General features: G+C 29.0%; 12 protein-coding genes, 3 tRNA genes and 1 rRNA gene. 6 read left to right on the top strand and 10 right to left on the bottom strand.

What is annotated here, in order from left to right; translation table 11 throughout:
• Window positions 1–47: 47 nt before the first annotated feature.
• The gene (locus CINFORN2912_RS00860; RefSeq protein WP_075433782.1) at window positions 48–812 is read right to left on the bottom strand and encodes an enoyl-ACP reductase FabI; all 765 of its coding nucleotides are present in this window, start codon (window positions 810–812) and stop codon (window positions 48–50) included.
• Between the two features lie 234 nt (window positions 813–1,046).
• Window positions 1,047–2,150, bottom strand: coding sequence for a tRNA 2-thiouridine(34) synthase MnmA (mnmA, locus tag CINFORN2912_RS00855; RefSeq protein WP_075433780.1), 1,104 nt, complete (start codon window positions 2,148–2,150; stop codon window positions 1,047–1,049).
• A gap of 316 nt (window positions 2,151–2,466) precedes the next feature.
• Between mnmA and lepA the strand changes: the two genes are divergently transcribed.
• The 5 genes from lepA to acpS all read left to right on the top strand — a co-directional run bounded on the left by lepA (window position 2,467) and on the right by acpS (window position 7,203).
• Window positions 2,467–4,257 carry a translation elongation factor 4 gene (lepA, locus tag CINFORN2912_RS00850; RefSeq protein WP_075433778.1) on the top strand — a complete coding sequence of 597 codons (1,791 nt, stop codon included), beginning with the start codon at window positions 2,467–2,469 and terminating at the stop codon, window positions 4,255–4,257.
• Window positions 4,258–4,281: 24 nt separating this feature from the next.
• Window positions 4,282–5,172, top strand: coding sequence for a signal peptidase I (gene lepB / locus CINFORN2912_RS00845; RefSeq protein ID WP_075433777.1), 891 nt, complete (start codon window positions 4,282–4,284; stop codon window positions 5,170–5,172).
• An 81-nt stretch (window positions 5,173–5,253) separates the two neighbouring features.
• A complete protein-coding gene (gene rnc / locus CINFORN2912_RS00840) occupies window positions 5,254–5,934 on the top strand; it encodes a ribonuclease III (RefSeq protein WP_075433775.1) in 681 nt (226 codons plus the stop codon).
• Window positions 5,935–5,941: 7 nt separating this feature from the next.
• On the top strand, window positions 5,942–6,799 hold the full coding sequence (gene era, locus CINFORN2912_RS00835) for a GTPase Era (protein ID WP_075433774.1): 858 nt from the start codon (window positions 5,942–5,944) through the stop codon (window positions 6,797–6,799).
• A gap of 23 nt (window positions 6,800–6,822) precedes the next feature.
• Window positions 6,823–7,203 carry a holo-ACP synthase gene (gene acpS / locus CINFORN2912_RS00830; protein ID WP_075433772.1) on the top strand — a complete coding sequence of 127 codons (381 nt, stop codon included), beginning with the start codon at window positions 6,823–6,825 and terminating at the stop codon, window positions 7,201–7,203.
• A 13-nt stretch (window positions 7,204–7,216) separates the two neighbouring features.
• On the opposite strand, the gene tadA is transcribed toward acpS, so the two are convergent.
• The 8 genes from tadA to CINFORN2912_RS00790 all read right to left on the bottom strand — a co-directional run bounded on the left by tadA (window position 7,217) and on the right by CINFORN2912_RS00790 (window position 11,952).
• Window positions 7,217–7,690, bottom strand: coding sequence for a tRNA adenosine(34) deaminase TadA (tadA, locus tag CINFORN2912_RS00825; protein ID WP_075433771.1), 474 nt, complete (start codon window positions 7,688–7,690; stop codon window positions 7,217–7,219).
• 43 nt (window positions 7,691–7,733) lie between these two features.
• Complete coding sequence (gene smpB / locus CINFORN2912_RS00820; RefSeq protein WP_280144519.1) at window positions 7,734–8,177, bottom strand: SsrA-binding protein SmpB; 444 nt, start codon at window positions 8,175–8,177, stop codon at window positions 7,734–7,736.
• A gap of 124 nt (window positions 8,178–8,301) precedes the next feature.
• Window positions 8,302–8,853, bottom strand: coding sequence for a nucleotide exchange factor GrpE (locus CINFORN2912_RS00815; RefSeq protein WP_075433768.1), 552 nt, complete (start codon window positions 8,851–8,853; stop codon window positions 8,302–8,304).
• Between the two features lie 173 nt (window positions 8,854–9,026).
• Window positions 9,027–9,100, bottom strand: a tRNA-Asp gene (locus CINFORN2912_RS00810).
• A gap of 100 nt (window positions 9,101–9,200) precedes the next feature.
• Entirely contained in the window at window positions 9,201–9,902 is a 702-nt protein-coding gene (gene dnaQ, locus CINFORN2912_RS00805; protein ID WP_075433767.1) for a DNA polymerase III subunit epsilon, read from the bottom strand.
• A 270-nt stretch (window positions 9,903–10,172) separates the two neighbouring features.
• Window positions 10,173–10,245: transfer RNA gene (locus CINFORN2912_RS00800), tRNA-Ala, on the bottom strand.
• A gap of 10 nt (window positions 10,246–10,255) precedes the next feature.
• Window positions 10,256–10,332, bottom strand: a tRNA-Ile gene (locus CINFORN2912_RS00795).
• A gap of 58 nt (window positions 10,333–10,390) precedes the next feature.
• Window positions 10,391–11,952, bottom strand: a 16S ribosomal RNA gene (locus CINFORN2912_RS00790).
• 441 nt (window positions 11,953–12,393) lie between these two features.
• On the opposite strand from CINFORN2912_RS00790, the gene argS reads away from it, so the two are divergent.
• Window positions 12,394–14,109 carry an arginine--tRNA ligase gene (gene argS, locus CINFORN2912_RS00785; protein ID WP_075433766.1) on the top strand — a complete coding sequence of 572 codons (1,716 nt, stop codon included), beginning with the start codon at window positions 12,394–12,396 and terminating at the stop codon, window positions 14,107–14,109.
• Window positions 14,110–14,138 lie beyond the last annotated feature (29 nt).

Genomic DNA, 14,138 nt, shown 5'->3' with positions numbered 1-14,138 from the left:
CTCATAAAATAAACTTGTCGTGTATATAGTCTATTTTAGCAAAATCCTTATGCGATATTGATTCCTGCATCTACAAATATTACTTGACCCGTTATCCCGCTAGATAAGTTAGAACACAAAAATGCTGCTACATTACCAATTTCTTGACTAGTAATAGTTTTATTTAAAGGAGATTTTTTTTTATCGGAAACTAATATTTTATAAAAACTTTTTATACCATATGAAGAAGTTGTTTTGATAGCTCCGGCAGAAATGGCATTAACTCTTATTTTTTTTTTTCCCATTGAAAAAGCTAAATATCTTACGTTGGATTCTAAAGATGCTTTTACAATTCCCATTATGTTATAATAAGGAACATATTTAATGGCTCCGATATATGATATAGTAACAATAGAAGAATTTTGATTCAAAAAATCTTTAGCAGCCTTTACTAAGGCCACCAGGCTAAAAGAATTAGTTTCGTGGGCGTTTAAAAAGTCTTTACGATTGATGATATCAAGGTAGTCATGATGTAATTGTAGCGTTGGCGTATATGCTATCGAGTGGACAATTCCGTCAAATGTGCCCCATAGTTCCGACAAATGTTTGAACAAATGATTGATTGAATTATCTGAATTTATATCACAATATAAAATTATTTTAGATCGAACTTGGCTTGCTAGTTGCGCAATGTTTTTTTTTGATTTTTTATTATGATACACAAAAGCTAAATTAGCGTTTTGTTGATACATGGATAATGCTATTCCGTAAGCAATAGAAAAATTGTTTTTAATGCCGAAAATTAAAATTTTTTTATTTGTTAAAAAAGTCATTTGATACAATATACCTTATATAAGCAGAAATAAAAATGTATCATTAAGAAAATTTAGAAACCAATTTTTATATATCACTATATTTCTATCGTGTATTCTATATACATAACTTAAAGATATTAAAATTATAAAAAAATGAATTCATCATAAATTATGATAGCTGTATTGTAAAAATAATAACTACATCTCCACCACTAAAACAGTTTAAGATTTAGATTTATATAAAATTCTTAATTACGGTAAATACGCTATACTCTTTTTTATAATGGCTCCCCCTAAACATTGTTCATGATGATAAAAAACGGCAGACTGACCGGCTGTAACGAATACGCTTGGTTCTTTAAACAGTACTTGACTAGAGTGCTTTTTATCTAAAATTATTTGACACAATACAGGTTCTTGTCGATATTTCATTTTTACTGTACACGTTAAAAAAGAATGATTGAAAATTAAATTAATCCAATGAATTTTTTTTGTAAAAAAGCCAAACGATAATAAATATGGGTTTCTAGATCCTTGTACTGCAAAAATAGTATTTGTATTAATATCCTTTTTTACTACGTACCAAGGATACATATTCTTATTTTTTTTTCCTCCAATATTTAATCCTTTTCTTTGACCAATAGTATAATATGCATATCCAAGATGTACACCCAAAAACTCTCCAGACATTGTTAATATTCTTCCTATTTTATATGGGATATATTTGTTTAAAAATGAATTAAATTTTTTAGGTTGAATAAAACAAATACCTGTAGAATCTTTTTTCTTATATACGCATAATTGTATTTTTTTAGCAATTCTACGTGTCTGTATTTTTTTTATTTGAGATAACGGAAATAAAACTTTTGATAAAATCCTTGATGTCAGCGTATATAAAAAATAACTTTGGTCTTTTTGTAGGTCTGCAGCTTTATATAAAAAGTATTTTTTTTTATGTTTTTTGATTGAAGCATAATGTCCTGTAGCAAAATAATCAGATTGTAAATGTTTTAATGCAAAATTAAAACATAATTTAAATTTTATCATTTTATTACATAAAATATCGGGATTAGGTGTATCTCCTTTTTTGTATCCTGCAATAAATTTCTTGAATACTTGCTCCCAATATTCCATAGAAAAATTAATTGAATGCAGCGCAATACCTAATTTTTTACATACTGATTGAGCATCCTTATAGTCAATTTTTGCAGAACAATAATTTTCAGAATCGTCTTCATCCCAATTCTTCATAAATAAACCCTCTACAGCATATCCCTTTTTTAATAACAGCCATGCTGACACAGATGAGTCTACTCCTCCTGACATTGCTAATATTACTTTTTTTTTTTCATACATTTGTTATTTTATAAATACCTTTTGTTGATTTATTAATATAACATAGCAAGACTTGTATAGTACCATACATAATCAACTCTATATTAGCTATAATGTTGACTTAAAAAAATTATTTTTAGACAAATAAATAAAATAAATAAAAATTTTTATTTATTTCTAATTATAATATATATATTATATATAAACATGTATATTATAATTATAAATATTTTTATTAAAACTGCTAGATTATATTTTCAATGAATAAAATTGATCATCATTTAAATATCAGAAATGATTAAATTTAAATTAAAACTCCGGGTATATTATTGATATAATGAAATATATAAGAAATTTTTCTATTATTGCTCATATAGATCATGGCAAATCAACTTTATCTGATAGACTAATACAGACATGCGGAGGTTTGTCTGTAAGAGAAATGTCAAATCAAGTGCTAGATACTATGGATCTGGAGCGAGAACGAGGCATTACCATTAAGGCGCAAAGCGTAACAATTAAATACCGTTCCAAGGCAGGAAAAAATTTTTACTTGAATTTTATTGATACACCAGGTCATGTTAATTTTGCTTACGAAGTTTCACGTTCATTATCTGCATGCGAAGGAGCTTTATTAGTAATAGACGCTACTCAAAGCGTACAAGCGCAGACAGTTGCTAATTGCCGTAGCGCTGTAAAAATGAATTTGGTTATTTTACCTGTTGTTAATAAAATTGATTTGCCTAATGCATCTCCGGGCCAAGTATGCCATGATATAGAAAATATTATTGGTATTTCAACACAAAATGCTGTTCGATGTTCTGCAAAAACAGGTGAAGGAATATCACAATTATTGGAAAAAATTATAACTATTATTCCGTCTCCGGAAGGAAGTAGCAGTAATCCTTTACAGGCTTTAATCATTGATTCTTGGTTTGATAAATATTTAGGCGTAGTATCTTTAATAAGAGTAAAAAACGGATCTATAAAAATAAAAGATAAAATTGTAATAATGAGGACTAAAAAAGTTTATCAAGTTGAACAATTAGGCATTTTTACTCCTAAGCGACATGTAAAAACAGCATTATTCTGTGGAGAAGTTGGTTGGTTAATTTGCGGAATTAAAAATATACATTCGGCATTAGTGGGTGAAACCATTACGTCATTAATAAACCCGTCTTCTTTGGCTTTGCCGGGTTTTCAAAAAATTAAACCAAAAATTTATGCTGGTTTGTTTCCAATGCAAAATAATCAATATAATCAATTTAAACAAGCTTTAAATAAGTTAAAATTAAATGATTCTTCTTTGTTTTACGAACCAGAAACTTCTCAAGCGCTTGGATTTGGATTTAGATGTGGTTTTTTGGGGTTATTACACATGGAAATTATCCAATCACGGCTAGAGAGAGAGTACAACATAGATATCATCTTAACTACTCCAACAGTAGTATATGAAATTATACTTAATAAAAAAAAGCAAAAAATTTATTTAGAAAATCCAGCAAAATTTCCTCCTGCAAATTTAATTTCTGAAATCAGAGAGCCTGTAGCTTTGTGTAATATTTTAACACCTACAAAATATATAGGAGAAATTATAAATTTATGTATTAAAAAAAGAGGTTTTCAAAAAAACTTAACATATCATGTTAATAAAACTATTATTCAATATGAAATACCATTATCAGAAGTAATTTCAAATTTTTTTGATCAATTAAAATCTATTTCCAGCGGATACGCATCGCTAGAATATAACTTTATAGGTTTTAAAGCTAGTGATTTAGTTAAAATTGATATATTAGTTAATAAAAACAAAATTGACGCATTAACTTTTATATGTTATAGAAAATATGCCATACAATATTCTAGGCGAATAATAGAAAAAATTGCACAAATGATTCCTAGGCATCAATTTAATGTACCAATACAAGCCTCTATTGAAAATAATATTATAGCCAGAGCGAATATACAACAGTTAAGAAAAAATGTATTATCAAAATGTTATGGAGGGGATATTAGTCGAAAAAAAAAATTATTACAAAAACAGAAAAAGGGAAAAAAAAGAATGAAGATTATTGGAAAAGTATCGATTCCTCAAGAAATATTTTTTTCAATTTTAAAAATAGATTAGTTATTATAAGGAACTTTAACTCACATGAGATTATATACGACGTATACATTAGTGCTTTTAACAGGAATTACAAGTTTATTTTGGTTATTTAATCATATTCAAGATTGTTATTGTTATTTTTTCAAGAAAAAAGCTATTTGTACCAACACATGGACTAGATCGTTAGCAAGCAATTTTCCAATCTTAATTTTTATCACCGGTATGCGCTTATTCGTATTTGAATCATTCATTATTGCCTCTAATTCTATGGAACCAACATTATTAACTGGAGACTGTGTGCTGGTGCAAAAATTATTTGTTGATCCTAAACAAATAATGAATAAGACTTGGAGAACTAGCTATCAACCAGCTCGTAACGATATTGTAGTTTTTAAAGGCTCTAAAGATACACGACTAAGTTATGTTAAACGCATTATCGGAATGCCTGGAGATACCATTTCTTATGATCCATGGAGCAAAATATTAACAGTTATGAGAAAAAATAAATATAATAAAAATATATCTAATCCTCAAAAACAAGAAGAAAAAAAATCTTTAAGTACTCTTAATGAAAGTAAAAAATCACAAATAACCTTACATTCAATCCATATGCATCGCGGTAAAGCATCAGAAAAACGCACAGAAAACAATATTAAGAATGTATATTATATGCAAGTAGTACATGGTATGAAAAATTATATTTCTAGTAATGAGGAAGAAAATCATTTACAAACATTAGAATGGACAATTCCGGAAAATAAATATTTTGTTGTAGGAGATAATAGAGATTGTAGTTCAGATAGCAGGCAATGGGGATTAATTTCTAGAGAGAACATTTTAGGAAAAGCAAAGTATGTATGGTTTAGCTTTAATTACGATCATGCACCTTGGCTTTTAAGCATACGCTGGAATAGAATGTTTAAAAATATTTTATAGAGCGCTGTAATATTTTTTTGTTCCGACAATTTAATTTAAAAAATAAAATATCTTATTCATCTAATTTTTAACTGGTGCATTATGAATCCAATAGTAATAAACAAACTACAAAAATTTCTCGGTTATGCTTTTACTAACGCGTCATTATTGACGCATGCCCTAACGCATAGAAGCGCTAGCATTAAACACAACGAAAGACTAGAATTTTTAGGTGATTCTATTCTTAGTTTTGTTATAGCAAAAGCATTATATCATCATTTTCCTCAATTAAATGAAGGAGGAATGAGTCGCATGCGCGCTACTCTAGTGCGCGGAAATACCCTGGCAGCAATAGCATCTGAATTTTCTCTTGGAAAATACTTAAAATTAGGACAGGGAGAAAAAAAAAGCGGGGGATTTAAGCGAGAATCTATACTCGCTAATACTATTGAAGCCATTATCGCCAGTATATTTTTAGATAGTAATATTTATACTGTTGAAAGAATAGTATTACAATGGTATAAAACGAGATTTAAAAAAATGAATCCAGTAGGAACAAAAAAAGATCCTAAAACGAGGCTACAGGAATATTTACAATCTAAACACTTTCCATTACCTATATACAATATCGGACAAATATATGGCGCAGCTCATAACCAAATTTTTACAATTTATTGTAAAATAAATGGTTTACCAGAAATGTTAATTGGCATTGGGGCTAGCCGAAGAAAAGCCGAACAAGATGCTGCTCAAAACGCATTGATTAGGCTAGAGGTAGAATAAAAGTAATATGAAAAAAAAAACTGTGTTTGGAAAAATTATTATAGTCGGTCGAACAAATGTAGGTAAATCTACTTTATTCAATAAGTTCATTAAATCTAAACTGTCTATCGTTTCACACAAAGTCCATACTACACAAAATCATATTACTGGTATTTATACATTAAAAAATATTCAATATGAACTAATTGATTCGCCGGGATTACAGTGCAGATACAATAATATTGACAAAAAAAAATTAAGCAATACATTTAATTTAATTAATGAAACTAATATAATAATTTTTTTAATCACTAGTTTTATTTGGACTCAGCAAGAAAATAAATTATTAGAATATATTCAAAAACAAAAAATTAAATATATTTTAGCTATTAATAAAATTGATTTAGTCAAAAATAAAAAGCTATTACTGCCGTTTCTTTTAAAGATGAATACGCTAATACCTAATAAAGAAATTTTTTTGATTTCGGCTAAAAAGAATGTATTGGTAGAAAATTTGCTAAACTATATAAATACATTATTGCCTGAACGGGCTCATAAGTACCCAGCTTATCAAAAAACAACTTGTACTACTAAATTTTTAGTAGAAGAAATAATAAGAGAAACTTTAATTAATTTACTTAACAAAGAATTAACGTACTCTTTTTCGATATCCGTTATAAATTTTTATCAAGATGATAAAAAAAAATATACTATTCTGGGTATAGTGAAAACAAAGAATCACAGGCATAAAAAAATTATCATTGGAAGCAATGGAAAAAAAATTCAGCAATGTATTGATTATTCAAAAATAAAGATACAAAAATTTTTAAAAAATAAAATTGATTTAAAAATACAAGTTACAATTAAAAAAATTCACGCACATTGAAATAAAAAAAATAGGAAAAATATATGTCTATATTAGGTTTAGGAACTGATATCGTTGATATCAGTCGTTTTAAAAGATTAATTTTAAATCACGGAATGAAAATACCAAATAAAATTTTGTCAACAAGAGAGTTACAAGAATATTTTCGTTCAGATCAAAAAGATGCTTTTTTAGCCAAAAGATTTACTGCGAAAGAAGCAGCGGCAAAAGCTATGGGAATTGGAATACACAAAGACATATTTTTAAAGAGTTGCGAAGTAATCCATTATTTATCGGGACAACCAACGCTTAATATGTCTGGATATGCTGAAATAGTGTTCAACAAAATCCAAGCAAAAAAAATTTTTTTAAGTGTTACTGATTCCTCTAGATATGCCTATTCCATAGTAATACTAGAAAAGTAATTAAAAAAAACTATTATTTTGACTTAAGTCTCTTTTCTTTAAAAAAATTATTTAATATACTTGAGCATTCATGAAATAAAACACCTGATTTTATTTCTTTGATATGATGTTTGATATTATTCTTATATAAAAAATTCATGAAATACGAAAAATTATTTTTTTTAAAACTATACGAACCATAGACAACTTTTTCTATTCTAGCGTTAATAATAGCATCAGAACACATAAAACATGGTTCGTGTGTTACATATAAAGCAGTATTATTTAATCTATAGTTTTTTAATTTTTTTCCAGCCCTTCTCATCACTAGAATTTCTGCATGAGCGCTAGCATCAAATAAAGAAATGCAAGAATTCCACGATGCACTAATTAAACAATTATTTTTTACTAAAATAGAACCGATCGGTATTTCGCCTTTTTTTTTTCCATAAAAAGCTTTTTTTAATGCTTTTTTCATCCAATACTGATCGTTTAAAACCATAATCATAAAAACCTTATAAATTAAGATATAAAATTTGTTTTCTTCTAAATTATTTATTTAGAGAAATACGGCGTATTATTTTTGATTTTTCTATTTTCCAAGAATTATTTTTTTTATCTAAACGCTTATCTCTTTTAGATTTTCCTTTTGCTATTCCTAAAATAATTTTACACCATGAACGCAACCAAAATAATTTAATTGGAATAATTGTATATCTTTTTTTGTTACAAAATATTTCTAACATATTAATTTCTTTTTTATTTAATAATAATTTTCTTTTTCGATCAGGCGGACTAGTGAATAAATCAGAAACAGTTATTAAAGGCTGAAATATTACCCCTATTAAATAGGCTTCGTGGTTTTGAAAGATAACATGTCCTTGTGTAATTTGAACTAAGCCTGAACGAATAGATTTTACTTCCCATCCTTCTAAAACAATTCCTGAAGTAATAGTTTTTTTAATATCAAAATTATATTTAGCTTTCTTGTTTATAAAACTTTTAATGAACTTTTTTTTTTATAATCATTCAACATTTTTCCTCAAAAAAAATAAACGTATAGATATATCTATTAAACACAGGGTGTATTTTTTAAAAGAATATAAAATAAAATATATTTTAGTTAATTTGAGATACAGATACCAAAGCCGGACGTAATAATCGATTTTTTAACAAATAACCTTTTTGAATAATTCGGGAAATATAGTTATTTGGATATTTTTTAGAAAAATCAATCGATATTGCTTGATGAATATCAGGATTAAATGAAATGTTTACTAAGTTAATCACTGAAACTTGATATTTTGTAAAAATTGATAAAAAATTTTTTTGAATATCTTTTATCTGGACATAAATATCCGAGTAATCATTACAAGAATCATTTAATAAATCTTCTGCTGAATCAATGCTATCCACAATTGGTAAAATAGATAAAAAATATTTTTCTAAAAAGAAGTTGTGAGTAATATTGATTTTTTTTTGCAATCTTTCTTTTAACTTAGAAAGATTTTCATTATATTTATTAGATTTATTTAAAAGTTTTTTTTCTAAATCTAATAATGTTTTTTTCTTTTCTAATAAAAGTGATTCATCTAATAATAATTCACTATTCAAGGAATTATTTTTTTTTTTATCCACAACTGAATTATTAATCATATCATCGCAGTTCATAATTATATTTCCGCATTATACTGTAAAAAATATTTAATAGAAAAAAATAATTATTATGGTTTAATAAAAACATTTTGTTTGAAACGAAAAATACAATTCTAATTATTTTATTAGATAATTTGATAAAAATTATGCAAAAAATAGTATTCTACGTTTAATCATCAATAGCTTTTCGGTGCGGACGGGATTCGAACCCGCGACCCCCGGCGTGACAGGCCGATATTCTAACCGACTGAACTACCGCACCCTTAGTATCTTTAAATAATTGTATGTTATATATTTTTTGTATAATAGTCAAGACAAACAATAAATCATTAATAATTAATAATTAATAATATAGCTAAAAATTACTTTTTTTGAATCCTTTGCATGTATTCACTATGTTTAGTACACTCAGACTGAGAAGCATAGGTAATTTTTAAAGATGTATTGGTGTTTATATTTTTTTTATTAATTGTTTTTATATTTAAAACGCTTTCATGAACTTGAAATTCAATTTCATTTTGACGACTAGTCAAATATAAATATATTTTCATTAATATTTTAGCATCTAATAAAGCGCTATGAAACTTTCTATTAACATTAAATATTTTATATCTTCGGCATAGTGCATCCAAAGAATTTTTTTTTCCCGGAAATAATTGTCTAGCAATTACTAAAGTGTCAGTAATTATACTGAGGTGACTAATATTTTTATTTAAACTATCTACAAAACTTAATTCATAATCTAAAAAACTAATATCAAAAGCAGCATTATGTACAATAATTTCCGAATTATTAATAAAATTAATAACATTAGCACATACGTCGCGAAAAGTTGGTTTTGGTAGTAAAAAACTGTCAGAAATTCCGTGAATCTTATATGCCTCGGGATCAACTGTTCGACCTGGATTTAAGTAGTAATGTAAATATTTGCCAGTATATTTTCTATTAACTAATTCAATTATACCAATTTCAATAACTTTATGATTTAAATAGACGCAACCTTGTTGGTTCATTCCTGTTGTTTCTATATCCAGAATAACTTGTCTTAATTTTTCCTGGTTCATCATGTTTATTACTTGAGCAATTATTTTTAATAAAATACAAGATTACGTACACGTAAAAATATTGATATAAAAATATATATTAATTTATAAAATAAAAAATAATATTTTTTTTGTAAAAAAATAGAAATTTTTTTATTTAAAATTTTTTATTTTAAATATAAATATATTTAATCAAATAAATAAAAATTTCAAGGAGGGGTAAATAAAAATAAAAATATAATTAATAACAAAAATTATAATATAAGCTGGATTTAAAAAATTTTTTAAAATTGGAGCTAAGCGGGATTGAACCGCTGACCTCCTGCGTGCAAAGCAGGCGCTCTCCCAGCTGAGCTATAGCCCCTTATGTAATGTGGTAGGCCTGAGTGGACTTGAACCACCGACCTCACCCTTATCAGGGGTGTGCTCTAACCGGCTGAGCTACAAGCCTGTTTAGATATAGATCAAAAAATTTATGTGGGCGCAATCCAATCAAACGTTTTATATTTTAAGGAGGTGATCCAACCGCAGGTTCCCCTACGGTTACCTTGTTACGACTTCACCCCAGTTATGAACCACAAAGTGGTAGGCGTCCTCCGATAAATTGGTTAAACAACCTGCTTCTTTTGCAACTCACTCCCATGGTGTGACGGGCGGTGTGTACAAGGCCCGGGAACGTATTCACCGTGACATTCTGATCCACGATTACTAGCGATTCCGACTTCGTGGAGTCGAGTTGCAGACTCCAGTCCGGACTACGATACACTTTATGAGGTTTGCTTATCTTCGCAGAATTGCTTCTCTTTGTATGTACCATTGTAGCACGTGTGTAGCCCTGGTCGTAAGGGCCATGATGACTTGACGTCGTCCCCACCTTCCTCCGGTTTATAACCGGCAGTCTCCCTTGAGTCCCCGGCCGAACCGATGGTAACAAAAGATAAGGGTTGCGCTCGTTGCGGGACTTAACCCAACATTTCACAACACGAGCTGACGACAGCCATGCAGCACCTGTCTCATAGTTCCCGAAGGCACGTCTATATTTCTATAGAATTCTATGGATGTCAAGACCAGGTAAGGTTTTTCGCGTTGCATCGAATTAAACCACATGCTCCACCGCTTGTGCGGGCCCCCGTCAATTCATTTGAGTTTTAGCCTTGCGACCGTACTCCCCAGGCGGTCGACTTAACGCGTTAGCTTCGGAAGTCACTCCTCTATGGAAACAACCTCCAAGTCGACATCGTTTACAGCATGGACTACCAGGGTATCTAATCCTGTTTGCTCCCCACGCTTTCGCGCCTCAGCGTCAGTTTTCGTCCAGGAGGTCGCTTTCGCCACAGGTATTCCTCCAGATATCTACGCATTTCACCGCTACACCTAGAATTCTACCTCCCTCTACGAAACTCTAGTAATTTAGTTTCAAATGCAGTTCCTAGGTTGAGCCCAGGGATTTCACATCTGACTTAAATTACCGCCTACGCGCTCTTTACGCCCAGTAATTCTGATTAACGCTTGCACCCTCCGTATTACCGCGGCTGCTGGCACGGAGTTAGCCGGTGCTTCTTTTTCAGGTAACGTCAATTAAAATTGGTATTATCAATTTTTACTTTCTTCCCTGACGAAAGTACTTTACAACCCTAAGGCCTTCTTCATACACGCGGCATAGCTGCATCAGGCTTTCGCCCATTGTGCAATATTCCCCACTGCTGCCTCCCGTAGGAGTCTGGACCGTGTCTCAGTTCCAGTGTGGCTGGCCATCCTCTCAGACCAGCTAGAGATCGTCGCCATGGTAGGCCTTTACCCCACCATCAAGCTAATCTCGTCTGGGTTCATCTAAGTGCGCAAGGTCTTTTCTTATGCTAAGAAAGATCCCCTGCTTTGGTTTTTCAACATTATGCGGTATTAGCCGCCGTTTCCAGCAGTTGTCCCTCTCGCTTAGGTAGATCCCCAGATATTACTCACCCGTTCGCCGCTCGCCGGCGAAAATATAAATATTTTCCCGATGCCGCTCGACTTGCATGTGTTAGGCTTGCCGCCAGCGTTCAATCTGAGCCATGATCAAACTCTTCATTTAGGTATAACTTTTATTGCAAGACTAATCTTTTTTAATTTCAATTAGCCGTGAATAATTTCTATCTGAACGTTTGATTTTCATGCGCCCACATAAATTTTCTGAAATATTTTTTAAAAGAACATTTTTATCACAAGATCTATATTATAGATTTTTAAAAAAAAGTCAACATATTTTTTTACATTTATCAAAAATAAAATACATTATTATAATTTATAGTAAATACAATTTATACTATAAAAAATCGCGTTCGTGATTTTTTGATTTTTGATAAAATAAGCGAGTGTTTGGCCTATAAAATCTATGTTTTTTTTAAAAACATATATACTTTTGAAATATTAAATACTTAATATATAATAATTATAACATATTTTTATAAATAATTAAAATTAAAAATATAACCGTTGTTCCGATACAATTATTCATTTATATATAGGAAAATATATGAATATTAAAAAATTTTTTACAAAAGAAATGAAAAAAATTTTTAACGACAATAATATACCCGCAAGCTTTAACCCAGTAGTTCAAAGAAACATAAAAAATAATGATGTTGATTACCAAGTTAACGGAATTATTAGACTGAAAAATTTAAATCTCTTATCCGTAAAGCAATTAGTAGAAAAAATTACTGATTCCCTCAAAAACTACAACATATATCAAAAAATATATGCACATAAATCAGGATTTGTTAATATTAGATTAAAATCTAGCTGGTTATGTGAACACGCCAATAAAATGTTTAATTTAAAAAATTTTAATTTTGAAAAAAATAAAATACAAACTATTGTTGTTGATTATTCTTCACCTAATATAGCAAAAGAACTACACATTGGTCATTTAAGATCTACTATCTTAGGAGATGTAACCGCTAGAGTCATGAAGTTTTTAGGTTATACTGTAATTCGACAGAACCATATAGGTGATTGGGGCACGCAATTTGGAATATTAATTACACAATTAAAATCACAAGAAAAAATATCTATCGATAACATCGAATCAATATACCAAAAAGCATATTTAAAATACAAAAATAACCCTGATTTTTTAGAAAAAACAGAAAAAAATGTCGTGAAACTACAAAATAAAAATGCAAAATGTATAAAAATATGGAAACTATTAGTAAAAAGAACAATACAAAAAAATCAATTAATATATAAAAAATTAAACGTTCTACTCAAACCTAGTGATATTCGGGGAGAAAGTTTTTATAACTTTATGTTACCAGAAATTATTGCAGATTTAAAGAAAAAAAAAATTGCAGTGAAGGATAATGGTCGCGTTATCGTGTATTTAAATAATTTTAAAAATCGTCAAGGCGAAAAAATGGGAGTAGTGATACAAAAAAAAAATAAAGCATATCTATATACTACAACAGATATTGCTTGTTTAAAATTTCGCGGACATGTATTAAAAGCAAATCGAATAATTTACTATGTTGATAGCAGGCAAAAACAGCATTTATTACAAGTGTGGGAAATCGCTAAAAAGGCAAATTACGTATCACGTAAAATGTTATTAGAGCACCATTCATTTGGTATGATTTTAAATAAAAACAAAAAACCTTTTCAAACTCGATATGGTGAAACAATAAAATTAATGGATTTGCTAACTGAAGGAATTAGTAGAGCGAAAAAGATAATAGAAAAAAAAAATAAAAACCTGACAGATAAAGAAATAACTGAAATTGCAGAAAATATTGGAATTGGTGCAATAAAATATTTCGATTTATCTAAAAATAGAGCATCAGATTACATTTTTGATTGGGACCAGATGTTATCGTTAGAAGGGAATACCGCTCCTTATATACAATATGCATATACTAGAATTCAATCTGTAATTAAAAAAGCTATCTTGCCCCATGCCATGGACTCATATAAAATAAATATTTTCACTATTTTTGAAAGAAAATTAATCATGACTATTTTGCAATTTGAAGAGACAGTACACATACTAGAAAAAAAAGGCACACCGCATTTGATGTGCAATTACCTGTACGAATTAGCTGGAAAATTTTCAAACTTTTACGAAAATTGTTCTATATTATTCGTAAGAGAAACGCACATCAAAGTTAGTAGAATTAAACTATCTATTTTAACTGCTAAAATAATTAAAAAAGGATTATATTTATTGGGAATCAATACAGTGCCAGTAATGTAAAAACATTTAAGCTTAATGAAAAGTTTATA

Origin of the sequence: Buchnera aphidicola, assembly GCF_900128725.1 — a bacterium.
Taxonomy (GTDB): Bacteria; Pseudomonadota; Gammaproteobacteria; order Enterobacterales; family Enterobacteriaceae; genus Buchnera_F; species Buchnera_F aphidicola_K.
Note: the sequence above shows the minus strand (reverse complement) of the source record. Positions and strands in the feature narration are given on the sequence as shown.